The sequence below is a fragment of the Amycolatopsis sp. NPDC004079 genome, from assembly GCF_040610415.1.
In the GTDB taxonomy this organism is placed as follows: domain Bacteria; phylum Actinomycetota; class Actinomycetes; order Mycobacteriales; family Pseudonocardiaceae; genus Amycolatopsis; species Amycolatopsis halotolerans.
Window position 1 is genome coordinate 72,568 of the sequence record NZ_JBEXMH010000024.1, and the last position, 24,094, is coordinate 96,661.

General features: G+C 69.2%; 26 protein-coding genes. 11 read left to right on the plus strand and 15 right to left on the minus strand.

The features are described from left to right. Nucleotides 1-10: 10 nt before the first annotated feature. The 5 genes from ABZX37_RS24460 to ABZX37_RS24480 all read right to left on the minus strand — a co-directional run bounded on the left by ABZX37_RS24460 (nt 11) and on the right by ABZX37_RS24480 (nt 4,122). Entirely contained in the window at nt 11-700 is a 690-nt protein-coding gene (locus ABZX37_RS24460; RefSeq protein ID WP_354743142.1) for a 4'-phosphopantetheinyl transferase superfamily protein, read from the minus strand. Nucleotides 701-829: 129 nt separating this feature from the next. Continuing rightward, nucleotides 830-1,156: a hypothetical protein gene (locus ABZX37_RS24465; RefSeq protein WP_037810987.1), complete on the minus strand. Its 327-nt coding sequence runs from the start codon at nt 1,154-1,156 to the stop codon at nt 830-832. A 46-nt stretch (nt 1,157-1,202) separates the two neighbouring features. Continuing rightward, the gene (locus tag ABZX37_RS24470) at nt 1,203-1,850 is read right to left on the minus strand and encodes a TetR/AcrR family transcriptional regulator (RefSeq protein WP_354743145.1); all 648 of its coding nucleotides are present in this window, start codon (nt 1,848-1,850) and stop codon (nt 1,203-1,205) included. Next, nucleotides 1,847-3,382 (minus strand): ATP-dependent acyl-CoA ligase, encoded by a 1,536-nt coding sequence (locus tag ABZX37_RS24475; RefSeq protein ID WP_354743147.1) that lies wholly within the window; start codon nt 3,380-3,382, stop codon nt 1,847-1,849. The genes ABZX37_RS24470 and ABZX37_RS24475 overlap by 4 nt, the downstream gene beginning before the upstream one ends. Beyond that, nucleotides 3,379-4,122, minus strand: a complete 744-nt coding sequence (locus ABZX37_RS24480; protein WP_354743149.1) for an enoyl-CoA hydratase/isomerase family protein — start codon at nt 4,120-4,122, stop codon at nt 3,379-3,381. The genes ABZX37_RS24475 and ABZX37_RS24480 overlap by 4 nt, the downstream gene beginning before the upstream one ends. Nucleotides 4,123-4,169: 47 nt before the next feature. Between ABZX37_RS24480 and ABZX37_RS24485 the strand changes: the two genes are divergently transcribed. Continuing rightward, nucleotides 4,170-5,747, plus strand: coding sequence for an amidohydrolase (locus ABZX37_RS24485; RefSeq protein ID WP_354743151.1), 1,578 nt, complete (start codon nt 4,170-4,172; stop codon nt 5,745-5,747). 7 nt (nt 5,748-5,754) lie between these two features. Here the strand turns inward: ABZX37_RS24485 and ABZX37_RS24490 are convergent, their stop codons facing one another. Further along, nucleotides 5,755-6,069: a hypothetical protein gene (locus ABZX37_RS24490; RefSeq protein ID WP_354743153.1), complete on the minus strand. Its 315-nt coding sequence runs from the start codon at nt 6,067-6,069 to the stop codon at nt 5,755-5,757. 57 nt (nt 6,070-6,126) lie between these two features. On the opposite strand from ABZX37_RS24490, the gene ABZX37_RS24495 reads away from it, so the two are divergent. The 6 genes from ABZX37_RS24495 to ABZX37_RS24520 all read left to right on the plus strand — a co-directional run bounded on the left by ABZX37_RS24495 (nt 6,127) and on the right by ABZX37_RS24520 (nt 10,817). Further along, nucleotides 6,127-6,567: a GNAT family N-acetyltransferase gene (locus ABZX37_RS24495; RefSeq protein WP_354743155.1), complete on the plus strand. Its 441-nt coding sequence runs from the start codon at nt 6,127-6,129 to the stop codon at nt 6,565-6,567. Nucleotides 6,568-6,670: 103 nt separating this feature from the next. Further along, nucleotides 6,671-7,354 (plus strand): metal-dependent transcriptional regulator, encoded by a 684-nt coding sequence (locus ABZX37_RS24500; RefSeq protein WP_101437417.1) that lies wholly within the window; start codon nt 6,671-6,673, stop codon nt 7,352-7,354. A gap of 83 nt (nt 7,355-7,437) precedes the next feature. Beyond that, nucleotides 7,438-8,256, plus strand: coding sequence for an LLM class flavin-dependent oxidoreductase (locus ABZX37_RS24505; protein ID WP_354743157.1), 819 nt, complete (start codon nt 7,438-7,440; stop codon nt 8,254-8,256). A gap of 72 nt (nt 8,257-8,328) precedes the next feature. After that, nucleotides 8,329-8,679: a transcriptional regulator gene (locus tag ABZX37_RS24510; RefSeq protein WP_116201118.1), complete on the plus strand. Its 351-nt coding sequence runs from the start codon at nt 8,329-8,331 to the stop codon at nt 8,677-8,679. Nucleotides 8,680-8,961: 282 nt separating this feature from the next. Further along, nucleotides 8,962-10,017, plus strand: coding sequence for an alcohol dehydrogenase catalytic domain-containing protein (locus ABZX37_RS24515; RefSeq protein ID WP_354743159.1), 1,056 nt, complete (start codon nt 8,962-8,964; stop codon nt 10,015-10,017). Between the two features lie 173 nt (nt 10,018-10,190). Then, the gene (locus ABZX37_RS24520; RefSeq protein WP_354743161.1) at nt 10,191-10,817 is read left to right on the plus strand and encodes an alpha-ketoglutarate-dependent dioxygenase AlkB; all 627 of its coding nucleotides are present in this window, start codon (nt 10,191-10,193) and stop codon (nt 10,815-10,817) included. Here ABZX37_RS24520 and ABZX37_RS24525 read toward each other — a convergent pair. The 5 genes from ABZX37_RS24525 to ABZX37_RS24545 are packed head-to-tail and all read right to left on the minus strand — an operon-like array spanning nt 10,786 to nt 15,061. Next, nucleotides 10,786-11,661, minus strand: coding sequence for a biotin-dependent carboxyltransferase family protein (locus tag ABZX37_RS24525; protein WP_354743163.1), 876 nt, complete (start codon nt 11,659-11,661; stop codon nt 10,786-10,788). The genes ABZX37_RS24520 and ABZX37_RS24525 overlap by 32 nt on opposite strands. Continuing rightward, nucleotides 11,658-12,263: an allophanate hydrolase subunit 1 gene (locus ABZX37_RS24530; protein WP_354743165.1), complete on the minus strand. Its 606-nt coding sequence runs from the start codon at nt 12,261-12,263 to the stop codon at nt 11,658-11,660. The genes ABZX37_RS24525 and ABZX37_RS24530 overlap by 4 nt, the downstream gene beginning before the upstream one ends. Next, nucleotides 12,260-13,009, minus strand: coding sequence for a 5-oxoprolinase subunit PxpA (locus ABZX37_RS24535; RefSeq protein WP_354743167.1), 750 nt, complete (start codon nt 13,007-13,009; stop codon nt 12,260-12,262). The genes ABZX37_RS24530 and ABZX37_RS24535 overlap by 4 nt, the downstream gene beginning before the upstream one ends. Nucleotide 13,010: 1 nt before the next feature. Further along, on the minus strand, nt 13,011-13,805 hold the full coding sequence (locus ABZX37_RS24540) for a putative hydro-lyase (protein WP_354743169.1): 795 nt from the start codon (nt 13,803-13,805) through the stop codon (nt 13,011-13,013). Next, nucleotides 13,802-15,061, minus strand: coding sequence for an MFS transporter (locus ABZX37_RS24545; protein ID WP_354743171.1), 1,260 nt, complete (start codon nt 15,059-15,061; stop codon nt 13,802-13,804). The genes ABZX37_RS24540 and ABZX37_RS24545 overlap by 4 nt, the downstream gene beginning before the upstream one ends. A gap of 148 nt (nt 15,062-15,209) precedes the next feature. On the opposite strand from ABZX37_RS24545, the gene ABZX37_RS24550 reads away from it, so the two are divergent. Next, on the plus strand, nt 15,210-15,887 hold the full coding sequence (locus ABZX37_RS24550; RefSeq protein ID WP_354743250.1) for a GntR family transcriptional regulator: 678 nt from the start codon (nt 15,210-15,212) through the stop codon (nt 15,885-15,887). Nucleotides 15,888-16,175: 288 nt separating this feature from the next. On the opposite strand, the gene ABZX37_RS24555 is transcribed toward ABZX37_RS24550, so the two are convergent. Then, nucleotides 16,176-17,393 (minus strand): family 16 glycosylhydrolase, encoded by a 1,218-nt coding sequence (locus tag ABZX37_RS24555; RefSeq protein WP_354743173.1) that lies wholly within the window; start codon nt 17,391-17,393, stop codon nt 16,176-16,178. Nucleotides 17,394-17,728: 335 nt separating this feature from the next. Between ABZX37_RS24555 and ABZX37_RS24560 the strand changes: the two genes are divergently transcribed. Further along, nucleotides 17,729-18,409, plus strand: a complete 681-nt coding sequence (locus ABZX37_RS24560; protein WP_354743175.1) for a DUF2306 domain-containing protein — start codon at nt 17,729-17,731, stop codon at nt 18,407-18,409. Nucleotides 18,410-18,506: 97 nt separating this feature from the next. Here ABZX37_RS24560 and ABZX37_RS24565 read toward each other — a convergent pair whose 3' ends face one another. Together ABZX37_RS24565 and ABZX37_RS24570 are read right to left on the minus strand one after the other, a co-directional pair. Beyond that, entirely contained in the window at nt 18,507-19,652 is a 1,146-nt protein-coding gene (locus tag ABZX37_RS24565) for an acyl-CoA dehydrogenase family protein (RefSeq protein WP_354743176.1), read from the minus strand. Beyond that, the gene (locus tag ABZX37_RS24570) at nt 19,649-22,000 is read right to left on the minus strand and encodes a bifunctional salicylyl-CoA 5-hydroxylase/oxidoreductase (protein WP_354743177.1); all 2,352 of its coding nucleotides are present in this window, start codon (nt 21,998-22,000) and stop codon (nt 19,649-19,651) included. The genes ABZX37_RS24565 and ABZX37_RS24570 overlap by 4 nt, the downstream gene beginning before the upstream one ends. A 67-nt stretch (nt 22,001-22,067) precedes the next feature. On the opposite strand from ABZX37_RS24570, the gene ABZX37_RS24575 reads away from it, so the two are divergent. Next, nucleotides 22,068-22,460 carry a RidA family protein gene (locus tag ABZX37_RS24575; RefSeq protein WP_354743178.1) on the plus strand — a complete coding sequence of 131 codons (393 nt, stop codon included), beginning with the start codon at nt 22,068-22,070 and terminating at the stop codon, nt 22,458-22,460. On the opposite strand, the gene ABZX37_RS24580 is transcribed toward ABZX37_RS24575, so the two are convergent. Then, entirely contained in the window at nt 22,439-23,287 is an 849-nt protein-coding gene (locus ABZX37_RS24580; RefSeq protein ID WP_354743180.1) for a PaaX family transcriptional regulator C-terminal domain-containing protein, read from the minus strand. The two genes, ABZX37_RS24575 and ABZX37_RS24580, sit on opposite strands and share 22 nt — an antisense overlap. Before the next feature lie 115 nt (nt 23,288-23,402). Between ABZX37_RS24580 and ABZX37_RS24585 the strand changes: the two genes are divergently transcribed. Continuing rightward, nucleotides 23,403-24,074, plus strand: a complete 672-nt coding sequence (locus ABZX37_RS24585; RefSeq protein ID WP_354743182.1) for a GNAT family N-acetyltransferase — start codon at nt 23,403-23,405, stop codon at nt 24,072-24,074. Nucleotides 24,075-24,094: the final 20 nt, after the last annotated feature.

The window sequence follows — 24,094 nt, forward strand, 5'->3', positions numbered from 1 at the left end:
ACCACGACCCTCACGGGACCCAGTGCTCCTCGGTGACGCTCAGGCTGTCCGCGGTCAACGCCGCCACCGCCGCCCGATGCCCGTCGGCCGCCTTGAGGTCGGCGAGCCGGGTCCGCGCCGGGTCGAGCGCTTCGTCGCCGGACGCCACCAACTCGGCGGGAGCGTCGTAGCGGGAGAACGTGATGCTCTGCAGCGGGATCTTCAGCCCCTTGCCGGTGGCCTTCATCACCGCTTCCTTGCGCGTCCAGTAGATGAAGAACGCCGCCGAACGCGCCTCGTCCGACAGGCCCGCGACGGCTTCCCGCTCGGCCGGGCTCAGCGCGTACTCCACGAGCGAGGCGTCCGCCTTGCGGCTGGCGGTTTCGACGTCGAGGCCGACTGGCACCCCGTCAGCGACCGCGAGACCGATCAGATTGCCCGAATGCGAGATCGACAGCACGAGGTCCGAACCCGGCACGCGCGGACGGCCGTGCGGTTTGCCGCAGTCGTCGCAGGTCGCGTCGAAGCGCACGGACTCCGTCGCGCCGCCGAGCCGTTCCGCGACGAGCGTCTTCGCGAGCACCCGGCCGGTCAGGAAGCGGCGCTGGTCGATTTCGAGCCGGTACGCGTCGTAGCGGCCGCGCTCCAGTTCGTCCAGCAGCTTCAGGTAGCGGTCCTCCGCGGGCAGCGGTTCGGACCAGCGCACCACGATTTCGGTCACCGGCAATACCCTCCCTCGTCCGCCTCCGATCTTGCCCGGGTGCGCCGAGGTTTGTCATGCCCCTACCCGTGAACGCGGCGAAGGCCCCCTCGGAGTCCGAGAGGGCCTTCGCGGCGGAGATGACGAGTGCTAAGACTTGTTCTTGTCGCGCATCGCGATCGGGACCCCGGCTAGGTCCTCCTCGTTGCACAGCAATTTCACGTCGTAGTAGGGCGAACCCTGTCGCTCGTCGTAGTCTAGGTGGATCGCGAGGACGTCGAGCGGTTCTCCCAGCCACTCCTGCGCTTGGCGCAGCCATACTGCACAGCGCTCGAGCGCGCTGGGCAGGTCGTCGTCACGAAACTCGACTGGCCGATACGGGACGTCCTGGACCTGATCGCGCGGGTTTGAGGGTGCGGGCAGGCCAGGCGAGAGACCCGAGTCGTCCAGTTCGAGTTGGATCGTTTGCTCAGTCACCCTTCGAGCGTCCCCCACGTTCGCCGTCTGAGCAAGGCGTATGGCGCTAAAAGCCCTCTTGGACAGGCAAGTCCCACACCTGGGCGACCACTTCGAGGCATTGTCGGAGGTCGCGGGCACGCACCGCGACCGGATGCCCGAGCACCCGCAATCCCAGTTCCGCGTAGTGCGCGGCCAGGTCTTCGAGCTTGAGCGGGCCTTTCGGCGAATACCACCGGGCCACGCCGCTGCACATTTCCAGCAATGCGAGCCGGGTCACGGCCGGTTGTGCGGTGTGGAACACGTTTGCCGCGGCGCCGTCTTCGATCGCGTTCGCCCAGTACTGCTCGTATTCGTCCCGCAGTGCGACGACCCGGGCACGCGCCGGAGCCGACAGCGCGTCGACTTCGTTGTCCACCACCCGGGTTTCGCCGGGCTGGGCGGCGTGCGCGAGGACGTGCAGCGCGACCAGCGTGCGCATCCGGACCACCGGGTCGTCGCTGCCCGCGGTGGCTTTCGCGACCGCGTCGATCAGGCGGCGCAGCGAGGTCGTCATGATCTCGACAAGAAGATCTTCCTTGGTGCCCATGTAGTGATAGAGCGTCGCCGAAGAAAGTTCGGCCTCCTGGGCCAGATCCCGAATGCCTGTGCCGTGGAAACCCTTGGTGGCGAACAGTTTCACGGCCGCTGCCCGTACGCGCTCGGCGCTGCTCACTGCCACTCCCCGGTGCTGCGGTCCCAGGACCCGGCACGGAGGTCGGCGACCTTGCGCAGCTCGCCCTTCGCGACGCGCTCCGACGGCGTGCGCGGCAGGTCGTTGGCGAACGTCCAGAACCGCGGCACCTTGAAGTACGCCAGCTGCCGCGCGCAGAACTCCGCCAGCTCCTCGGGCGACGGGCGGTTCTCGCCGCACACGACGTACGCCTTCACCTCCTCGCCGCGGAGCTCGTCCGGCACCGCGAGCACGGCCGCGAGCTGCACTTTCGGATGCTGCAGCAGCGCGCGCTCGACCTCGTCGGCGGAGATGTTCTCGCCGCTGCGGCGGATCATGTCCTTGGTGCGGCCGAGGTAGTAGACGCGGCCCTCGGCGTCCATCCGCGCCAGGTCGCCGGTGTGGAACCAGCCGCCGGCGAAGGCCCGCGCGGTCGCTTCGGGGTCCTCGTGGTAGCCGTGCATCAGCCCGATGCCGCGGATCAGGAGCTCGCCGGTTTCCCCGCGTGGCAACGGTTTCCCATTCTCGTCGGCGATCATCGCCTCGCGGTCGCGGGTCGGCCGCCCGATGCAGCCGGTGCCGACCGCGGCGTCGTGATCGGCCTCGGAGACCCGGATGTCGCCGCCGGTCTCGGTCATCCCGAACGCCTCGTACCACGGCACGCCCCAGCGCTCTTCCAGCTGAGCGTGCAGGTCCGGCGGGATCGCCGACGCGCTGATCGCGCGGACGCGGTGGTTCCGGTCGTCCGGGTGCGGCGGCTGGCGCAGCAGCAGCGTCGGCATCAGGCCGAGGCAGTAGAACCAGGTGACCTCGTGCTCGCGGACCTTCGCCCAGAACGTGGAGGGATGGAAGCGGTCCAGCACGACGAGCGTCGCTCCGGCGGCGAGCGCGAGTGCGACGTTCCACTGTGGATCAATGTAGTGGAACGGTTGTGCGGTAAGCAGAACGTCGTCTTCGCCGACGGCGGGGAAGTCGGTGGCGAGGCCGATCGCGAGCGTGGTCCAGTACCGGTGCGGCAGCACGCAGCCCTTCGGCGCACCGGTGGTGCCGGACGTGTACTGGATGTTCACCGGCTGTTCGGCTACCACCGATTCAGGTTCGCACCGCGTTTCCGACTGCAGCGCGTCCGGCGTGAGGACGCGTTCCACGGCCGTTTCCGGCGCGATTTTCTCCAGCAGTTCCACGAACTCTTCAGCGGCTACCGCGAGCCGCGCGCCGGAGTGGCGCAGGACGTGCGCGCCGTCGAATTCGCGGTAGTTGATGTTCACCGGGACCAGAACTGCGCCGAGTTTGGCGAGCGCGAGCCAGAGGAGCGGGAATTCCGGCTCATTGCGGAGCATCACCGCGACGCGATCGCCTGCCTTGACGCCTTGGTCTTGGAGTGCTTTCGCGAGGCGTCCGCTGCGGTCGTCGACCTCGGCGAAGGTGAACCGGGTACCGGTGCTGTCGAAGATCCACGCGGTGCGCTCCGGCCAGAGCTGCGCGGCGCGCGTGACCAGCGCGACCAGGGTGTCGACGTTCTGCAGCGGCGTCACGCCCGGCTCCGGAACGCTTCGGTCGACTCGCGGACGGCGGCCGAGTGCTCGGTGATCAGGGCGTGGGTGACCTCGAGTTCCAGCGCGGAGTCGAAGGCGTGGTCGATCCCGGCGTCCAGCGCGCGCTTCGCCATCGTGGCGGCCTCCGGCGGGTGATGCGCGACCTTCTCCGCCCAGCCGAGCGCCAGCGGCATCAGCTCGTCCGCCGGTACAGCGGCGTTGACGAGGCCGAGGTCGTGCGCGCGACGGCCGTCGAACCGGTCGCCGAGCAGCAGCAGTTCCTTGGCCTTGACCGGCCCGACCAGCAGCGGGAGCAGCCTCGACGCGGCACCGGTGACGCTCAGCCCCAGCGACACCTCCGGGAACGCGAACACCGCGTCCTCGGCGGCCAGGATCAGGTCGCAGCCCAGCGCGAACTCCGCGCCCGCGCCGATCGCGTACCCGTGCACGGCGGCGATCACCGGCTGACGCAGCGCACGCAGCCGTCGCGTCACGTCCTGGAGCCGCTCCAGCCTCGTCCGGGAGTCACCCGCGGGGGTGGGTTCCTTCAGGTCGTGCCCGGCGCAGAAGGCGCGGCCGTTGCCGGAGAGCAGGACGACGCGGGCGTCGCTCTGCGCGACTTCCTCCAGCGCGGTCAGGAAGTCGTCCACCAGCACGGGCGCGACGGCGTTCAGCCGCTCGGGCCGGTTCAGCCGGATCTGCGCGATGCCGCCCTCGACGGCCAGGTCAACGGTGCTCATGGGAGGGAGCCTAGACGTTCGATCGATCGATCGATAGTGTCGAAGGCATGCAGGTTGACGCGGTGTACGAGAACGCCAGGCTGGTCACCGGCGACACCGCGCTGGCGGTGCTGCACGGCCGGATCGTTGCGCTCGGCGACGACGCGCGCGAGCTGACCGCCCGCCGCCGGGTGGATCTCGGCGGGGGTTTCGTCGCGCCCGGGTTCCACGACGCGCACAACCACATGGCCTGGTTCGGCATGGGCCTGGACGACGTGCCGCTCAGCGACTGCCGCAGCGTCGACGAGGTGTACGCGGCCGTGGCGCGGCGCGCGGCCGAGTTGCCCGCCGGGAGCTGGGTCATCGGCAGCGGCTACGACCAGAACAAACTCGCCGGCGGCGAACACCCCGATCGGCACGGCCTGGATCGCGCCGCGCCCGGCAAGCTGGTGCGGCTCAAGCACACGTCCGGCCACATGACGCTGGTGAACTCCGCGGTACTGGACCTGCTGGACCTCGCGAACGTGCCCGTCGGCGGCGACGTGGTCCGCTCCGCAGACGGCTTCCCGACTGGTCTGCTGCGCGAGCAGGCGCAGTTGCTGCTGCGTCCGCTGACGTACCCGAAGCCGCTCGAATCGGTGGTCCGCGGCCTCGACCGGGCGAGCCGGCAGTACCTGTCCGAGGGCATCACGAGCGTCCAGGAAGCCGGAATCGGCGGCGGCCTGGTCGGCGAGACACCGGCCGAGCTGGCCGCGTACCAGCTCGCGCGCGAACGCGGCGTTCTGCGAGTGCGGAGCACGGTGATGGTCGCCGCGAGCGTCCTGCACGACCTGCCCGACGGCGTCGGCTTCGGCCTGGACCTTGGCCTGCGCACCGGACTGGGCGACGAGTGGCTGCGCGTCGGCCCGATGAAGCTCTTCGCCGACGGCTCGCTGATCGGCCGCACCTGTGCGATGCACGAGCCGTTCGACGGCGAACCGGACAACCGCGGCTACTTCCAGGTGCCCGAGGACGAGCTGACGCGCACCATCCGCCTAGCCCACGACGCCGGCTGGCAAATCGCGACCCACGCCATCGGCGACCGGGCCGTCACCGTGGTCCTCGACGCCTACGAAGCCGCCCTCGCCGCCACCCCGCGCGCCGACCACCGGCACCGCATCGAACACTGCGCCGTGCTCCCGCCCGCGGAGCTGACCCGCCTGGCCTCGCTGGGCCTGATCGCGTCCCCGCAGGGCCGGTTCGTGAACGAACTGGGCGACGGCATGCGCGCGGCCCTCGGCGAATCGCGAGTGCCGTGGTGCTACCGCCTCCGCAGCGTCCTGGACGCCGGATGCGTGCTGCCCGCCAGCTCAGACCGCCCCGTCGTCGACGGCGCCCCGCTGCTGGGCCTCGCCGACATGGTCCACCGCCGGACGTCCACCGGCGCACCGTTCTCGGTCGAGGAGGCGCTGACCCCGGCGGAGGCCCTGCGCGCCTACACGTACGGCTCTGCCTATGCCACCTTCGCGGAGAGCTACCTCGGCACACTGGAACCGGGGAAGCTCGCGGATTTCGTGGTGCTGTCCGCGGATCCACTGTCCACTGTGGACGACGCGAAGGTGCTCGGCACCGCGGTGGGCGGCGAGCTTCTTTACGAGGCCTCGTGATGCTGTTTCACTTGGCTGCGAACGCCATCGCCTCCCGGGCTATCGTGCTCCACTCCAGCGGAGCCTCCGGATCCATCGAAAACCACTCCTTCATCGGGATGCCTTTGTTCGCGTCGAACCGCACGCCGTGGCCGCGGTCCACCAGCTCGTCCACCCGGGGCTTCGGCAGCTTCACCACGAGGCGGCCGCGGACGAACATCGCGAAAATCCGTCCGTGCACCTTGAGCGCGTGCGAGCCGAAGCCGCGGCCGATCCGGGGCGGCGCGACCCCCGGGCAGTGTTGCAGCTCGTCGACCAGGTCTTCGAACCGCTCTGCTGTCATTCCCGCACGGTAACCGAGACCACCGACAAAACCGCCAGAACCAGAAAGGGGCGCCCGATGCCCGTTCGCGACGCTGTCTTCGAGGACGTCGAGGAGATCTGCGGCCTCATCGAGGAACACGCGGTCTACGAGGACAAACACGACCTCAAACTCGACCGCGCCGAGATGAGCGGTCACCTGTTCGGGCCGGAGCCGAAGGCGTGGGTGCTGATCTGCACGCCGCCGGGCCGCCCGGACCTCGTTGCCGGGTTCGCCTTCTGCAGCTGGAATTTCTCCACGTGGGAGGGCCGCCCGGGGATCTGGCTCGACGACCTGTTCATCCGTCCGGAGCACCGTCGGCACGGACTCGGCCGAGAGCTGCTCGACGCGTTGCGCGCCCGCACGACGGGGCGGGTCGAGTGGGACATGCAGGCGGGCAACGCCAAGGCGGAGGCGTTCTACGCGCAGCTCGGCGCGGAGCCGGTGCCGGGGTGGGTTCGCTACCGCTGGCGGCCGTGACTCCGCTGGCGGCGGGCGCCACCGGCCGGGCGGCCGTGCCGGACACCCGTTGACGGCCCTGACCGGCCGACCTCGGGAGACCGGGCCCCGTATCGTATGCGGCATGGGAGATGGTTCCGTCCGGAGGTCGTCGTCGGTCGAGGACTACGTGCGGGTGATCTACGGGCTGGTCGAACGGGGCGAGGCGGTCACCAACGCGTCGCTGGCCGGGCGGCTTGAGGTGAGCCCGTCGTCGGCGTCGGGCATGGTCACGAAGCTTTCGCAGCTCGGCCTGGTCGCACACGTGCCCTACCGCGGCATCGAGCTGACCTCCGAGGGGCGCCAGCTCGCCCGGTCGGTGCTGCGCAGGCACCGGCTGATCGAGACGTACCTGGTCTCCGAACTCGGCTACACCTGGGACGAGGTCCACGCCGAGGCCGACGCGCTGGAGCACGCTGTCTCCGATCGGCTCGTCGAGCGCATCGCGGCCAAGCTCGGCAACCCCGTGCGCGATCCGCACGGCGATCCGATCCCGGCCCCGGACGGCAGCGTCGAGGAGCTTCCGATGCGCATTCTGGACGACCTGCCGCCCGGCGCGGTCGGCGAGATCGTCCGGGTGTGGGACACCGATCCGGACCTGCTGCGCTACCTCACCGAGCACGCGATCGGCCTCGGCGAGCGGATCGAGGTGGTCGAGCGGCAGCCGTTCGGCGGGCCGATGGTGGTGAAGGTCGGGCAGCCGCCGGACGCCGCCACGCACGCCATCGGCAAGGAGATCGCGCAGGCGTTGTCGGTGACCCTGCGCTGACGCACCGTGCGCTCGGGAGCGTACGCGCGAGTGTCGCCGCCGAACGGATGTGCCGCGAACGCCCCGAGCCGACGATAAGCGGCATGACCACTACTAAGCCCTTCCGCTTCGGGATCGTCACCGGATACGCGCCGGATCTGGCGTCCTGGACCGCGCAGGCTCGCCGGATCGAGGACCTCGGGTTCGACGTCATGTTCGCGACCGATCCGGTCGGCGGGCTCGACCCGTTGACGCTCGTTCCGGCCGCCGCCGCGGTCACCGGCAAGCTCACCCTCGGCACCTTCGTGCTCGCCGATCCGTTCCGCGCCGCGCGGAACCTCGCGTGGCAGGCCGATTCACTGCATCAGGCGACTGGCGGCCGCTTCCTGCTGGGGCTGGGGATCGGTCATCCCGGCGCGGGCAAGCACGCGGAAACGCTCGGGCGCGAGTTCGTTTCGCCGGGGGAACGCATCGCCCGGTTGGCGGACACCATTGAGGTGCTTTCGCAGCGCCCCGACCGGCCGCCGCTATTGCTCGCGGGTTCCGGGCCCAAAATGCTCGCGCTCGCCGCGCGCACCGCTGACGTCGTGACGTTTTCCTGGGGACCGCGCACGACCGAGGAACAGGCTGACTCCATTGTGGACACTTTTCGCTCGTTCGCGGGAGACCGGGATGTCGAATTGGCGGTGAACCTGAGCGCGATCGGGGACAAGCCTTCGCCCCGGCTCGCCCGCTACACCGGGGTTGACGTGCCGCAACTGGTCGAGGAGAAAGCTGTCACCGTGCTGCCGGAAAACCCCGACGCCGCTGGGGAAATGCTTCTCCGCTGGCGAGAGCGGTGGGGGATTTCCTGTGTCACGGTCAATTCCGGCTATGCGGAACCGTTCGCCGCGATTGCCCAGGCACTCTCCGCACAAGGGTGACAGCTCTTCCGATCATGCGTTATCCGGCCTACGCTCCGAGGTTTCCCAGCGACGTGGTTCGGAGCGTGTGCGATGACCGGTCAGCGAACACCGACGATCGACCGGGGGAGTACAACAGGGCGAGATCTCGGGCAATTGCTCGAAACCGGCCCGTTCGCCGAAGCGCTGCGCGCGGCCATCCGGGCCCGCGGGCTCGGACTCGAACGCATCAGATACCGGCTGCGGGGAAGGGGAACCACGGTCAGTCTCGCGACATTGAGCCATTGGCAATCCGGACGCTGCCGCCCGGAACGCCCGGAATCCTTGCGGGCATTGCGAAATCTCGAGCAGATCCTCGGCGTCCCGGACGGGTCGCTGCGCAGGCTGCTCGGCCCGCCGCGTCCGCGCGGCCAGTTCCATCAGCCGGGCCAGCAGCTCTCCTGAGCGCGCCCGGCCGCGGCGGACGACGAGCGCGCCGGCGTATCCCGACGTTTGCGCACTCCTCGCCCGCCGCGTTCGCCCGGACTGTCCTGCGCTGCGCCTCACGGACCTCCACGGTGCCGGACCGTGCCTGCCGGCCGGGAGCGCCCCAATGTGGCGTTGGGTGCGTGAGATGCACCCAATGTGGCGTTCGGTGCGTGAGATGCCCCCAATGCCACATTGGGGGCACGCAAGCCCGGTGAGCTGAAGCCAGCGGCTCGTCGGGCGGCTTCTACGATCAGGACCATGCGTGCGGTCGTGATCGAAGAGTTCGGCGTGCTTCCGGAAGTGCGGGAAGTACCGGATCCGGTGACCCCGGACGGCGGGGTCGTCATCGCCGTCGAAGCGACCGGGGTGTGCCGCAGCGACTGGCACACCTGGCAGGGCCACGACGAGGCCGTCCGGTTGCCGCACGTGGCCGGGCACGAACTCGCCGGGCGGATCGTTGAGGTGGGAAAGGGCGTCACGGGCTGGGCGAAGGGCGATCGGGTGACGGTCCCGTTCGTGTGCGCGTGCGGCGTTTGCGCGCAGTGTGCCAAGGGCGACCAGCAGATCTGCGACGACGAGTTCCAGCCCGGCGCGACCCACTGGGGTTCGTTCGCCGAACTGGTCGCCATCGAGCACGCGCAGACGAACCTGGTCGCGTTGCCGGACTCGATGTCGTCGGCGGCAGCTGCGGCGCTCGGTTGCCGCTTCGGGACGGCTTTCCGTGCGGTGTTGCGCCAGGGCGGCGTACGCGCGGGGCAGTGGGTGTCTGTGTACGGCTGTGGCGGCGTAGGCATCTCCGCGGTCCTCCTGGCGGCCGCTGCGGGCGCGAAGGTGGTGGCGGTGGACGTCTCGCCGCAGGCGCGCGCGTTGGCGGAGCGTTCTGGTGCCGTGCTGAGTGTCGATGCCAGTGCGTTCGACGGGCCAGAAGCGCTGGCTGCGTACGTCCGCGAGCGCACCGAAGGCGGTACGCACGTGTCGCTGGACTGTCTCGGCTCCCCGGTCACCTGTGCGGCTTCGGTGGGCAGCTTGCGCAAGCGCGGACGGCACGTCCAGGCCGGGTTGATGCCGCCCAGCCAGGGGGTACCGCCGATTCCGATGCATCGGGTGGTCGGCGGAGAGCTGGAGATCGTCGGGATCCACGGGCTGCAGGCCTACGAGTACCCGGAGCTGCTCGGAGTGGTGGAGCGGTCCGGGATTGACCTGGACGGGTTGATCGGCACGCGGATCGGGCTGGACGGAGTGCCGGGCGCGCTCGCTGCGATGAGTGATCCGGTGCCTGCCCGGGCCGGGGTGACTGTCGTCGGGTTCGGGTGACGAATGGTGACCGGCGAACACCCTGGGTGGCGAGTCCGAGTTGTAGCTGACGAAAACCTGGCGGGTCCCGCGGTGGTGTGCGATTCTCCGAAGCTTGGCGGCAAGTGGCGAGGGGAACCCGCCGCAGGAGCGCCCGTCCGGGTGACTCCTGCGGCTACCGGCCCCGGAGCGGCGTGATGGAGCTGCTGCCGCGTCCCCGCCGGGAAATCGCACCGGGAGCGGTGCACGTCCCGGATTGGCTTTCCGCGCAAGAACAACGCGACCTCGTCACGACCTGCCGCGGCTGGCGCGGTTACCGGTCGACCCGGCTGCCCAGCGGCGGGGTGATGTCGGTGCGCACGGTCTGTCTCGGCTGGCAGTGGCTGCCGTACCGCTACGACCGGCTGCGCGAGGACGGTTCGCCGGTGGAGCCGTTCCCGGACTGGCTGGCCGACCTCGGCCGCCGCGCGCTCGCCGACGCCTACGACCGGCCAGCGGACGATTACCAGCCCGACGTCGCGCTCGTGAACTACTACGACGCCACCGCGAAAATGGGCATGCACCAGGACAAGGACGAGCGCTCGACGGAGCCGGTGGTCTCGCTGAGCCTCGGTGACATGTGCGTGTTCCGCTTCGGCAACACCGAGAACCGAAACCGGCCGTACACCGATGTCGAACTGCGTTCGGGCGACCTGTTCGTATTCGGCGGCCCGGCTCGGTTGGCGTTCCACGGGGTGCCGAAAACGTTGCCCGGCACGGCGGATCCCGATCTTGGCCTGACCGGGCGGCTCAATCTGACGCTGCGGGTGTCGGGGATGTGAACCGGACCCGTTGACCCGGTCGGAGCTGGGCGGCGAGGTCCAGGTCGTCCTCGTCGACGACGGCGGCGACAGGGTAGCCGCCGGTCACCGGGTGGTCGGCGAGGAACAGGATCGGCACTCCGGAAGGCGGTACCTGGAGTGCGCCGGGGACGGCGGCTTCCGGGGCCAGTTCGCCGACTCGGGCGCGGGTGAGCGCGGGGCCGTCCAAACGGACGCCGACGCGGTCGAGGTCGCTGGTCACGGTGTAGGTGCCAGTGAGCAAAGTGGACAGTGCGGACGCGGTGAACCAGTCCAGGCGCGGGCCGGGTTCCAGGCGCAGTACGGGTTCTGCGGCAAGTTGGCGGAGCGGCGCGAGATCGACGTACGGGGCGTGATGCACGACGGAGCCGACCGGCAGCGACATTCCGGCCGCGAGGACGGGCGGGCCGAGTTTGCCCAGGGTGTCGGTGGCTCGCGCGCCGAGCACCGGCGGGACGTCCAGGCCGCCGCGTACCGCGAGGTAGCTGCGCAGGCCCAGCGAAGGGACGCCGAGTTCGAGTTCGTCTCCGGGGCGCAGCACGATCGGCGCGCCGACGGCAGCGGCCCGTCCACCGGCGCGGATCGGTACCTGAGCGCCGGTGACCGCGACGGTCGTGTGTTCGGAAACCCGCAGCCGCAGGCCGCCGAGGGTGACCTCAAGTGCCGCATGGGTTTCGGGGTTTCCGACCAGCCGGTTCGCCAGTTTCAGCGAGCCCCGGTCAGCCGCGCCGGAGCGGCCGACGCCGACTGCCGCGTACCCGGGCCGTCCGAGGTCTTGCACGGTCGCGAACGGGCCGGGCGCGAGGATTTCGATTTTCCCGGTCACCGAATCGCCTCGAACCGCACTTGGGTGCCTGGGACCAGCAGGTTCGGCTGCTCGCGGTCGACGTTCCACACCTGCGCGTCGCTGTGGCCGAGCAGGTGCCAGCCGCCCGGCGACGGGTGCGGGTAGATCGCGCTGTACTCGCCAGCGATTGCCACCGCACCCGCGGGCACGCGCGTGCGCGGCGTGCTCCGGCGCGGCAGGTGCAACGCCGGGTCGAGGCCGGTCAGGTAGGCGAAACCGGGAGCGAAGCCGCAGAAAGCCGCGACGTAGGTGCCTGCCGAATGCCGTTGCACGACTTCGGAAACGGACATGCCGGTGGCTTCGGCGACATCCGCCAGGTCAGCGCCGTCGTAGCGCACGGGCAGGGTGACGGTGGCCGCCGAGCGCGAAGAGACGTCCACTGTGGACAGCGAAGCGAGCGAACGAGTCAACGCGGCGGAATCGGTGCGGGCAGGGTCGAAACGGACCAGCAGGGTGCGTGCGGCGGGAACAAGCTCGACGACGCCCTCGGGTTCAGCGGCTTCGCAGGCCGCCTGGAACCCGAGTACGTCGTCGACCTCCACCAGCAGCGCGGAACGGCCGTAGCGCAAAACAGTGCTCACACGAACGACCTCAGCACCACGCCGGATTCGGTGAGCAGCTCGCGAATCCGGCGAGCCAGCGAAACCGCGCCGGGCGTATCTCCGTGCACGCAAAGGGAATCTGCCCGCAAAGTGAGCTTGCCGCCGTCAACGTCGACGACTTCGCCGGTGGTCGCCATGGTGAGCGCCCGCGCGGCGACTTCGTCGGCGTCGTGCAGTACCGCGCCTGGAAGCTTGCGCGACACCAGCCGTCCTTCAGGCGTGTACGCACGGTCAGCGAACGCTTCTGCGTACGCAGGCACGCCCGCAGCCTGAGCCGCGCGCAGCATTTCGGAGTCCGGAGGACACAGCAGCGCTAGATCGGAGTGATACCGCCGTACGCCTTCGACAAGCGCAGCTGCCTGCTCCGGATCGACAGCTGCCGTGTTGTACAGCGCGCCGTGCGCCTTCACGTAACGCACGCAGCTGTGCGCCGCGCGCGCGAAGGCGTCGAGAGCGCCGATTTGGTACAGCACTTCGTCTGCGAGGTCTTCCGGCGCGATGTCGAGCGCGCGACGGCCGAAGCCGGCCAAATCGCGGTAGCCGACGTGCGCGCCGATGGCGACGCCGCGTTCGGCCGCGCGTTCGCACACCCGGCGCATCACGCTCGCGTCGCCCGCGTGGAAGCCGCACGCGATGTTCGCGCTGGTCACGATGTCGAGCATGGCTTCGTCGTCGCCCATGGTCCAGGCGCCGAAGCCTTCGCCGAGGTCGCTGTTGAGGTCCATGTCATCCCACCTGGTAGTCGCGATCGGGCCGGTCGGTCAAGAACATGTACCCGGGGGCGTGCGTGACGGCGAACGGCGGCCGGGACGCCATCAGCGCCGCCTGCGGGGTGACGCCGCAGGCCCAGAACACCGGCACGTCACCGGGTGCGGCGTCGACCGGATCGCCGAAATCCGGCCGGGCGGGATCGGCGATGCCCAGCTCGGCCGGGTCGCCGACGTGCACTGGAGCGCCGTGCACCGCGGGCATCGCGGCGGTGATGCGCACGGCGTCTTCGACCTGGGTTTCCGGAATCTGCCGCATCGACACCACCATTGGGCCGCTTAGCCGTCCGGCCGGTTCGCACTGCCGGTTCGTCACGTACATCGCGACGTTGCGGCCCTGCTCAGCGTGCCGCAGCGGGATGCCCGCGGCGCGCAGCAACGTCTCGAAACTGAAGCTGCAGCCGATGGAGAACGCGACCAGGTCACTGCGCCACACCCCGGTGGCGTCGGTTATTTCGCTGGTCAGCACGCCGTTGTGCCAGACGCGGTAGCGCGGCAGGTCGGTGCGCAGGTCCGCGCCGGGCGCGAGCCGCGTGGTCGGGTCGCCAGGCTCGCTGACGTCGAGCACCGGGCACGGCCGCGGGTTGCGGGCACAGAACTCGCGGACGTCGTCGGCCCAGTCCGCCGGTACCGCGATCAGGTTGGTTTGTGCGAAACCGTCGGCCCAGCCGGTGGTCGGGCGTTCGGTGCCGGTGCGAAAGAGCGCGCGGGCCTCGGCCGGAGTGAGCGTCGACGGATCGTAGGAAGTGGTCATACCTCCACCAATTCCTTGCCTCGCGTTTCCGGCAGCCCGAGCAGCGCTACCGCCGCGATCGCGTAGCCGACCGCGCCGAGCACGATCGCGCCGCCCGCGCCGAGAAAGCCCACCACCGCTGGGAAAGCGGCACCGACCGCGCGGCCGAAGTTGTAGGTGAAGCCCTGTCCGGTGGCGCGCAGCTCGGTCGGGTATAGCTCGGCGAGGTACGCGCCGAAGCCGCTGAAGATCGCTGAAGTCGAGAAGCCGAGCGGGAAACTGATCAGCAGCATCAGGCCGTTCGCGCCGTAGGGCAGCTGCACGAACAGCACGATCAGCAGCGCGGAAACGACGGAGAACAGCAGGAACGTCTTCTTCCGGCCGAGCAGGTCGGTGAGGTAGCCGCCGCAGATGTAGCCGATGAACGCGCCCGGGATCAGCAGCGCGAAGTAGCCGCCGGTGTTGACCACGGACAGGCCGCGGCTGCTCTGCAGATACTTCGGCATCCAGGTGAACAGCGTGTAGTAGCCGCCCTGGACGCCGGTCGCGAGGAGCGCGGCGAACACCGTGGTACGCAAGAGGTTCGGCCGGAAAATCCCGGCTAGCGAGCCTTTGACCTTGGCCGAAACCCGCCGTGCGGCTGCCTCCGGCGCGTCCTCCACACTGCGCCGAACCCACAGCATGAGCAGCGCCGGAATGACGCCGACCCAGAACAGCACGCGCCACGCGATGTCCTGGTCGAGCACGCTGAACAGCACCGTGTAGACGATCACCAGCAGGCCCCAGCCCACCGCCCACGCGCTCTGCACGAACGCCACCGTGCGGCCGCGGTACTGGGCCGAGCAGTACTCGGCGACCAGCGCGGCGCCGACCGCCCACTCGCCGCCGAACCCGAGTCCCTGCAGGCCGCGGAAGATCAGCAGCGTTTCGAAGTTGGGCGCGAATCCGCACAGCACCGTGAAGATCGTGTACATCGCGATGGTCAGCTGCAGGGTGCGGACGCGGCCGATGCGGTCGGCGAGCACGCCGGCCCCGACGCCGCCGATCGCCGACACGACCAGCGTGACGGTGCTGAGCAGGCCCGCTTCGCCGGACGTGATGCCGAAGTAAGCGGTGATTGCGGCCAGGCCGAAGGGCAGGGTCTGGTAGTCGAACGAATCGAGGCCGTAGCCGCCGAAGGCGCCGAGGAAGGCGCGGCGGCCCTTGTGGCCGAGCGAGCGATACCAGCCGAACGGGCGGGCCGCGTTCGCGGTGCCGTCGGCGACGTTGACGTTCATGGGGCACCTCACAAGGGGGACGAACTCATGGTGGCACGAGTCACATGGCCGCTACCGTACGGATCGTTCAACAATTCCACAAGTCCCTCATTTTATTGTTCACCGCCCGCTGGCTACGCTGGGCGACGTGGTCACCGACGGAGAGCCCATGGGCCTGGAAGCGGATCGCGGCCTGCTCGGCCGGACGAGCACCGCGGAGCGGGTCGCCGGCGTGCTGCGCACGCGTGTTTCCGAGGGGTACTTCCTGCCCGGGGTACGGCTTTCGGAGCAGGACATCGGCAGCGCGCTCGGGGTCTCGCGCAACACGCTGCGTGAGGCCTTCCGGTTGCTGACCCACGAACGGCTGCTGGTGCACGAGCTGAACCGCGGGGTGTTCGTGCGGGTGCCGAGCGTCGAGGACGTGCGCGACATCTACCGGGTCCGCAAGATCATCGAATGCGCGGCGGTCCGCGACGTGACCGAGAAGCCGGCGGCGTACGCGAAGATCGCCAGCACCGTCGCGGACGGCGATCGTGCGGCGAAGCAGGCCCAGTGGCAAGACCTGGGCACCGCGAACATCCGTTTCCACGCGGAACTGGCGGCGCTCACCGGCAGCGAACGCATCGTCGAGCTGATGCAGGCGCTCGCCGCGGAGCTGCGGCTGGTGTTCCACGTGATGGCCGATCCGCGCCGCTTTCACGAGCGGTATCTGCCGCGGAACCACGAAATCCTGGACGTGCTCGCGACCGGCGACGGGATCCGTACGGCGGAGATGCTCGCCGGCTACCTCGACGACGCGGAAGCGCAGTTGGTCGAGGCCTACGCGGAGCTCGCCGGCACCCGCTGAGACGTTCGGCCGAAACCGGCCGGTTTGCCCGGGAAGGCAGCGAGGATGGCCGTTCGGCCCCTCCTGTCAGGCGGAAGGCGCCACGGCGTGCGCGGTCTGGCTACGGTCGGCAGTGGGCCGCGTGAGAGCGCCGCCCCGGGCGTCGGGACCCCCAGCCGACGCGCGGAGGACGGCCCACGGCCGGGCGGTTGACCTTGGTTCCCGCCCGGCCCGCGCGGTTTCCGCGGCGGACCGTGGCCACCGGGGGGAGGTCACGGCCCGCCGTCCCTCTTCGTCCACAGTGGACGGCTACTGGTTCACCGACCATTTCTGGTTGACGTTCCCGGTGCACGTCCACAGCTGCAGTTTCGTGCCGTTGGCCGAGCTGACCCCCGCCGCGTCGAGGCATTTGTTCGCGTGCGGGTTGACGATGTCGTGCGCCGCGGTCACGACCCACTGCTGCGCGTTGCTGGTGTTGCAGTCGTACATCTGGACCGGCGTGCCGTCGTCGGTGCCGGAGTACTTGACGTCCATGCACTTGCCGAGCGCGCGAATGGTCCCGTCGCCGCCGATGGTCCAGTTCTGCGCGGCGTTTCCGTTGCAGTCGGTGATCTGCAGCTGGGTGAAGTTCGCCGGATTGGCCCAGGGGACGTCGACGCACTTGCCGCCGATGCCGATGATCCGGCCGCTGGACCCGCCGTCGCTGCTCGTGTTCACGTGTACGTAGTCGACGACCAGCTGCTGCGGGAATTGCGTGTTCCCGTCCGGATCTCCTGGCCAGTCGCCGCCGACGGCGAGGTTCAGGATCAGGTAGAAGGGATGGTCGAAGACCCAGCGGTTGCCGTTCAGATCGGCCGGGGTGCGGGTCTGGTAGGCGTTGCCGTCGACCGACCAGACGATCTTGTTCGGCGACCAATCGACCGCGTAGGTGTGGAAATCGTCGGCGAAGACAGGGCCGTTGTAGGCCGCGCCGATGCCGCCCGCGCCGGAGTAGCCGGGGCCGTGGATGGTGCCGTGCACGGTGTTCGGTTCGCGGCCGATGTTCTCCATGACGTCGATTTCGCCGTCGCCCGGCCAGTTTCCGCCGCCCAGCATCCAGAAGGCGGGCCACATGCCTTGGCCGCGCGGGATCTTCATCCGGGTTTCGACGTGCCCGTACGCCTGGCTGAATTTGCCGGCGGTGTTGAGGCGGGCCGAGGTGTACTGGCAGGTGCCGTACCAGCAGGTGTGGCCGGAGTTTTCGCGTTTGGCGGTGATGACCAGGTGGCCTTGGCCGTCGAGGGCGCCGTTGGCGGCACCGGCGGTGTACCACTGGCGTTCGTGGTTGTTTCCGTTGTTGTCGCCGGTTTCGTAGGTCCATTTCGACGCGTCGGCGGCGGCTCCGGCCGGGCCGTTGAAATCGTCGGTGAAGCTTTCGGCGGCTGCCGCGGTGGGAGGGGCGAGGACTGCTGGGGCGGTTTGGAGGCCGAGCGCCAGGAGCGCGGCCGCGGCGAAAGCGGCGGGGACGCGTCTGAGGAATCTGGGCATGCGTGGTCACCTCGGTTTCGGGGAGGAACCTTGAACGAGGGAGTGCTTTGTTGTGGCGGGCAACAAAGTAGGAAGAGTATGCCTGGTCTGGACCTCTGCGGCAATGGCCGGTGAATCGGAGTGCGCGAAGGGTGCCCTCGCGGACAGTTCGAGGGTCACCTGACCGAGGGTAAGGCTGCCCCCACCGCACTGACGCCAGTCGGCACCATGGTTCGTCCGGGGTACCCGTCCTACGTTCGGAAGTGCCAGCCGAGAACGGACGACGGAGAGAGGCCGACATGACGGCGGGGACGGATCTTCGACCACCGCGGACCACGTCCGCAGCGGAGCGAACGGTGCGGGTCGAGCCGAAGAAGCACTGGTGGCAGAGATCATGGGCGACACCGTTGGGGCCGCTGGGGCTTGTGGTGGTCGCGTTCCTGGCTTATTCACTGCCGCCGTATCTGGCCTTCGATCCGGCGCGGTCGCGAGTCCCGTCGACGTTCCCCGCGCACTACTTGTTCCTGGTGGGGCACGTGGTGTTCGGGTCGATCGCGATGGTCACCGCGTTGCTGCAGGTCTGGCCATTGATCCGGCGGAAGTACCCGGTGCTGCACCGCTGGTCCGGCCGCGCGTACGTGTTCGCGGGAGTGCTGCCGTCCGGGCTGCTGGCGCTGACGATCGGCGCGGCGACCCCGTTCGGGCCGGTGACGCGGGCCAGTGACGTGCTGCTCGCGGTGCTGTGGCTCGGTACGACCTGGGCGGGCTACCGCGCCGCTCGCGAACGCCGGTTCGGCGATCACCGGCGCTGGATGGTCCGCAGTTTCGCGCTGACGATGTCGATCATTCTCAACCGGCTCATCGGCCCGATCGCGGCGATCTTCCTGGAACCGCAGATCGCCACGACGTTCGGCGGCAGCGAGATCGCGTTCGGGCAGTCGATCGCCGCGCTCGGGGCGTGGGTGAGCTGGACCGTCGCGCTGATCGCGGCGCAGTTGTGGCTCGACCGGAAACCGAAGCGCCGCGCGAGTGTTTAGCCCTGGCTGAATAGTTTGATCTCCGCGCCGCCTGCTTGTTAGAACACCAGCAGGCGGCGCGGATGCATTCGGTGCGAGGGGTACACCGAATGACGGCTCATCCGCGCCGCTGCAGGGACCGCGCGATGATCGTCCGCTGGATCTCCGACGCGCCTTCGTAAATGCGCGGCGCTCGAACCTCTCGATACAAATGCTCCAGCAAATGCCCTCGCCGCAACGCTCGTGCGCCGTGCAATTGCACCGCTTGATCCACGACGTATTGCGCGGTCTCGGTCGCGAACAACTTCGCCATTGCCGCGCGACCGGCCAGGTCCTGCTCGCCCGCGTCGTAAGCCGCTGCGGCGGCGTAGACCAGCAGACGGCCAGCTTCCGTTCGTGTCGCCATTTCGGCCAGCGTGTGCGCCACAGTTTGCTGCTTCACCAACGGGCCGCCGAATGCTTCCCGCGAAGCTGTGTACTCCACTGTCGCGTCGAGAGCGGCTTGGGCCATGCCGACGGCGAAGGCACCGACGCTAGGGCGGAACAGGTCCAAAGTGCGCATTGCTACGGCGAATCCGCGGTTTTCCTCGCCAAGCAGTTCGTCGCGATTTACCCGGACGCCGTCGAAGACCACAGTGCCGATCGGGTGCGGGCTCACCAAATCCAGGTGCTCGCCACTGAGTCCGGTGCGGTCGCCGGGGACGACGAAAGCGCTGACGCCGCGTGAACCGGCGTCGGGAGTGGTGCGGGCGAAGACCGTGTAGAAGTCGGCTTCGGGCGCGTTCGAGATCCACATCTTCGTGCCGGTGAGCCGCCAGCCGTCACCGTCTGGTTCGGCGGCCAGTTGCAGGGCGGCGGCGTCGGATCCGGCGTCCGGTTCGGTCAGCGCGAAGGCGGCGACGGCGTCACCGGCGGCGACAGCGGGGAGCCAGCGCTGGACCTGTTCGTCCAAACCGGACTGGAGTACCGGGTAGCTGCCCAAGCCCTGCAACGCCAAGGCGGTCTCGGCTTCGGTGCTTTGCGTGGCGAGGGCTTCCCGCAGCAGACACAGATCGGTGGCAGCGGCTTGCCGGGTCGGCTGTCCACTTTCGACACCGGGGAACAGCCGGGCGAGCAGGCCGTGCGATCCCATTGCCTTCAGCAACGGTCGGTTCACCGCGCCTTCGGCACTGGCGGCGGCCAGCTCGACTAGCTGTTCGGCGGCGATCTTCCGGACGGAAGCGGCGTAGGCGGTCTGTTCCGGAGTGAAAGCGAAGGCGTTCATCGGACGTCCTCTGGTCGCCAGCGGGCATGGGCGGTTTGGCGGCCGCCGGTGCGGACCAGGTCGAGCCGCGGCTCTGGTCCGTCGGTGCGGCCGGTTTGCGGTGGGCGTTTGCCCGCTGCCCACTGTTTCGGCCACGCCACCGGGTACTCCTGCGCGGCCGCCGCGTGCAAGGTCCATTGTGGATTGAACAGGTGGGTGCGGCCGAGTGCGCACAGGTCGGCGCGTCCCGCGAGGATGAGCGAGTTCACGTCGTCGTAAGAGGAAATCGCGCCGACGGCGATCACCGCGGTGCCGTAGCGACGGCCGACCTCGTTGCGGATTCGGTCGGCGTATGGCGTTTGGTAGCTGCGGCCGAACTTCGGCTGCTCTTCGCTGACCACCTGACCGGTCGACACGTCGATCGCGGCCGCGCCGTGTTCGGCGAACGCCTGCGCGATGGCTACGGCTTCGTCGGAATCGTTGCCGCCCTCGAACCAGTCGGTGGCGGAGATCCGGACGGTCAGCGGACGGTCGGCCGGCCACACGGCGCGGACGGCGTCGAAGACCTCCAGTGGGAAGCGCAGCCGGTTTTCCGGGGAGCCGCCGTAGGAATCGGTGCGCTGGTTGGTCAGCGGGGACAGGAAGGACGAGAGCAGATAGCCGTGCGCGCAGTGCAGTTCCAACAGGTCGAACCCGGCGCGCGCGGCGGCTTCGGCCGCAGCAACGAATTGATCCCGGATCTCGCCCAGTTCGGCGCCGCTCAGCTCGCGCGGCGTCTGGTTGTTCAGCGAATACGGCAGCGCGGACGGTGCGCAGACTTCCCAGTTGCCTTCCGGCAGCGGGTCGTCAATGCCGTCCCACATCAGTTTCGTGGAGCCCTTGCGACCGGAATGTCCCAGCTGCAACCCGATCTTCGCCGGCGTTTCGCGGTGCACGAACTCGACGATCCGCTTCCACGCGGCTTCCTGTTCGGACGTGTAAAGCCCGGGACAACCCGGCGTGATCCGGCCTTCGGCGGACACGCAGATCATCTCGGTCATCACCATCCCGGCCCCGCCGAGCGCCTTGCTTCCCAGGTGCACCAGGTGGAATTCGCCGGGCACGCCGTCGACCGAGGAGTACATGTCCATCGGCGACACGACGATCCGGTTCGGCAATTCCAGCGAACCGATCCGCACCGGCTGGAACATCGGCGGCGCGACGGAAGCGCCGAGCGAATCGGCGAACCACTGATCCAGCGAGGCAGCGAACTCCTTGTCGCGCAGCTTCAGGTTGTCATAGGTGACGCGACGGCTGCGGGTAAGCAGGTTGAACGCGAACTGCTCCGGTTCCTGATGCGTGTACTGCGCCAGATTCTCGAACCACTCCAGGCTCGCCTGCGCCGCCCGCTGCGTAGAATTGACGACCGGCCGACGCTCTTCTTCATATGCCGCAAGGGCTTCCGGAACGCTTGGCTGTTCATGCAGACACGCGGCGAGCGCGAGCGCGTCCTCCATGGCGAGCTTCGTGCCGGAACCGATCGAGAAGTGCGCGGTGTGCGCGGCATCGCCGAGCAGCACGACATTGTCGTGGACCCAGCTTTCGCAGCGGACCGTGCCAAAGGTGGCCCACTTGGAGTTGTTGGCCAGCAACTGATGCCCGTCGAAAATGTCGCCGCACAGTTCGCGGATCAGCTCGATCGACTTCTCGTCGCTCTCGCCCGGTCCGAGTCCGGTGGCGGCGATCGGACCGAAGGCCCGCTGCCACACGTCTTCGTGCATCTCCAGGATGAACGTGCTGCCGTCGCGGCCGTACGGATAGCCGTGGACCTGCATGATGCCGTGCGGAGTTTCGAGCACGTAGAACTTGAACGCGTCGAAGACGAGGTCGGTGCCGAGCCAGATGTAGCGGCACTGCCGGGTCTCGACGCTCGGCCGGAACGAATCGGCGAACGCCGTGCGCACCGCGGAATTCACGCCGTCCGCGGCGACCACGAGATCGGAGGAAGCGGCCAGCTCGGCCGGATCCGGCGCGGTACTGCGGAATCGGACATCAATGCCCATTTCCCGGCATCGCTGCTGCAGGATCGCGAGCAGCCGTTTGCGGCTCATCGCGGCGAATCCGTGCCCGCCCGAAGTCGACACAGTGTCGCGGTAGTGCACGTCGATGTCGTCCCAGCGCGCGAACTCCCGGCTCATCGCCTCGTGCACGGCCGAGTCGGCGTGCTCGATGCCGCCGAGCGTCTCGTCGGAGAAGACGACGCCGAAGCCGAACGTGTCGTCCGGCGCGTTGCGCTCCCAGACCGTGATCTCGTGATCCGGGCCGAGTTGTTTCGCGAGCACGGCGAAGTAGAGGCCCGCTGGCCCGCCGCCGACTACTGAAATCCGCACGCGACCCAGAGTATGTCGTGTGAAGTACGGTCGTCAAGAAGACGATAGATGGGTTACGCTCCCCGGCATGGAGCGGATCAATCCCCCCGAGCTGGGCAAGCCGTCGGGGTTCTCGCACGCGGTGGCCGCGCAGGGCAGGCTGGTGTTCCTCGCCGGGCAGACCGCGCTGGACTCCGGCAACCGGATCGTCGGCGAAGGCGTCGTGGAGCAGTTCGAGCGCGCACTCGGCAACCTGCTCACCGCGTTGCGCGCGGCCGGCGGCGAACCCGCGGACCTGTGCAGCCTGACCGTCTACATCGTCGACATGGACGACTACAAGGCCAACGCGCGCGAGATCGGCCGCGTGTGGAAGCGGCTGGTGGGCGCGGATTACCCGGCGATGGCGGGCATCGGCGTGAACCGGCTGTGGGACGTCGAGGCGCTGGTGGAAGTGCAGGGCTACGCGGTGGTCAACCGCTGAAGGTGCGTGCGCGCGGCTTCCTCGAGCCGGTCGTGCAGCGTGAAGAACACCTCCGCGGCGCGGATGCCGGACCAGCCCTCGGGCAGCAATTCCGCGGGCAGGCACGGGTCTAGGTACGGCATCCGCCGCCAGCCGGTGAGCACGCGCAGGTAATCGGCGAACGCTTCGTCCGCGGGCGTGCTGCGGCGGCGCTGCCACCGGCGCAGCGCGGGTTCGTGCTCTTCGAGGAACGCTGTGTACAGCTCGTCCAGTTGGTCCAGGTCCCACCACTCGCGCACCTTCTCGCGCGGGTCGCCGAAGGCGAGGTGCTCGGCGCGGAACACGTCGGCGTACTCGGCGAGCCCGAGGCGCTCCAGCGTGCCGACAGTGGCCTCGTACAGGTGCGCCGGCGCGATCCAGACGCCTGAGGAAGCGGTGCCGAAGCCCAGCCGGGACAGTTGAGTGCGCAGCACGTGCCGCTTGTGCCGTTCGGCTTCCGGCACCGAGAACACCGCGAGCAGCCAGCCGTCGGCGAGCTTCGCGCGGTCGCGGCGGAAGATCCGTTCGTCGCCCTCGCGGAGCAAATCCAGTGCCGTACCGGACAATTCGTACCCGGCGGATCCGTCGCGGCGCACGGCTTCGAGTACCCCGCGCCGTTTGAGCCGGGAAATCGACGACCGCACCGCGGGCTCGTCGACCCCGACCGCGGCGAGCAGATCGATCAGCGAGGCGACCGAAAGCCATTCGCCGCCGGTCAGATGGTGCACGCCGTAGACCGACACAATGAGGTGCCGGGGCTGGGCCGCGCGCCCGCCGTCGGCATCGGCTGCTTCCGGTACGGCCGTCACCCGGTCACCATACAGTGCCGATGGTCGCCAATCCGGCTACAGCGGCGGAGACAGGTTTCTCGAGCGCATCGGCCGCGGACCGGCTCAAGAGGCGAGGGGTAGCATTTCCGGCGCGATGGCGTTTGTGAGCAATGCACCTTTGGTGAGCCGGCTGACCCGCCGCGGACGGCTGATGGCGAAACGCACCTGCGACCGCCGGGGACACGCCTTCGCGTTCGGCCGGTTCCTTTTCCGCACCCCCACCGCGTGGGAGTACGCGGCGGCGGTCGCGGGCGGCAGCGATCCGGCCGCGCAGCGCTGGCTCGGCTGGCTGGCCGACTCCGTGGTGGCCGAACCGATGCGCGGCGAGGCGCTGCGCGTCGTCCCGGGCACCGGACCGGACTGGACCACGCCGGACCCGCATTCGGTGGACGTCGTCGCGATCGATCTCGCGGCCGGCCGCTGCGCCGGGCTCGTGAGCGTGCACGCGGGCGAGGACGGCGGCCCGGAAACCGGCGGCTATCTCGCGCCGGAGTATCGCGGGCAGGGGTTCGGCCGCGACCTGTTCGCCGCCGGTCTCGTGCTGGCGCACGAACATCTCGGGCTTTCGCGGGTGCGCGCGGGCGCGGAGGTCGGCAACGTCGCGAGCGGCCGTTCGCTGGAAGCCGCCGGATTGCGCCGGGTGCCGGGGCCGCCGCGGTACACGCTGCCGGACGGGCGGGCCTGCGAGGCGTGGTGGTACCAGCACGACGCGGCGTGGCCGAAGAAATGCGCGGGACCGCAAGCGCGGTGGCTAGTCGCCTCGTGAGTGGCGGTTCTAACCGGGAT

Bases quoted from the DNA above. Each gene is read 5' to 3' on its own strand.
- ABZX37_RS24545 (WP_354743171.1), bottom strand. From the start codon at position 15,061: ATGAACGTCAACGTCGCCGACGGCACCGCGAACGCGGCCCGCCCGTTC.
- ABZX37_RS24555 (WP_354743173.1), bottom strand. From the start codon at position 17,393: ATGCCCAGATTCCTCAGACGCGTCCCCGCCGCTTTCGCCGCGGCCGCG.
- ABZX37_RS24485 (WP_354743151.1), top strand. From the start codon at position 4,170: ATGCAGGTTGACGCGGTGTACGAGAACGCCAGGCTGGTCACCGGCGAC.
- ABZX37_RS24515 (WP_354743159.1), top strand. From the start codon at position 8,962: ATGCGTGCGGTCGTGATCGAAGAGTTCGGCGTGCTTCCGGAAGTGCGG.
- ABZX37_RS24510 (WP_116201118.1), top strand. From the start codon at position 8,329: ATGACCGGTCAGCGAACACCGACGATCGACCGGGGGAGTACAACAGGG.
- ABZX37_RS24535 (WP_354743167.1), bottom strand. From the start codon at position 13,009: ATGGACCTCAACAGCGACCTCGGCGAAGGCTTCGGCGCCTGGACCATG.
- ABZX37_RS24540 (WP_354743169.1), bottom strand. From the start codon at position 13,805: ATGACCACTTCCTACGATCCGTCGACGCTCACTCCGGCCGAGGCCCGC.
- ABZX37_RS24495 (WP_354743155.1), top strand. From the start codon at position 6,127: ATGCCCGTTCGCGACGCTGTCTTCGAGGACGTCGAGGAGATCTGCGGC.
- ABZX37_RS24565 (WP_354743176.1), bottom strand. From the start codon at position 19,652: ATGAACGCCTTCGCTTTCACTCCGGAACAGACCGCCTACGCCGCTTCC.
- ABZX37_RS24585 (WP_354743182.1), top strand. From the start codon at position 23,403: ATGGCGTTTGTGAGCAATGCACCTTTGGTGAGCCGGCTGACCCGCCGC.
- ABZX37_RS24490 (WP_354743153.1), bottom strand. From the start codon at position 6,069: ATGACAGCAGAGCGGTTCGAAGACCTGGTCGACGAGCTGCAACACTGC.
- ABZX37_RS24480 (WP_354743149.1), bottom strand. From the start codon at position 4,122: ATGAGCACCGTTGACCTGGCCGTCGAGGGCGGCATCGCGCAGATCCGG.
- ABZX37_RS24500 (WP_101437417.1), top strand. From the start codon at position 6,671: ATGGGAGATGGTTCCGTCCGGAGGTCGTCGTCGGTCGAGGACTACGTG.
- ABZX37_RS24575 (WP_354743178.1), top strand. From the start codon at position 22,068: ATGGAGCGGATCAATCCCCCCGAGCTGGGCAAGCCGTCGGGGTTCTCG.
- ABZX37_RS24550 (WP_354743250.1), top strand. From the start codon at position 15,210: ATGGGCCTGGAAGCGGATCGCGGCCTGCTCGGCCGGACGAGCACCGCG.
- ABZX37_RS24505 (WP_354743157.1), top strand. From the start codon at position 7,438: ATGACCACTACTAAGCCCTTCCGCTTCGGGATCGTCACCGGATACGCG.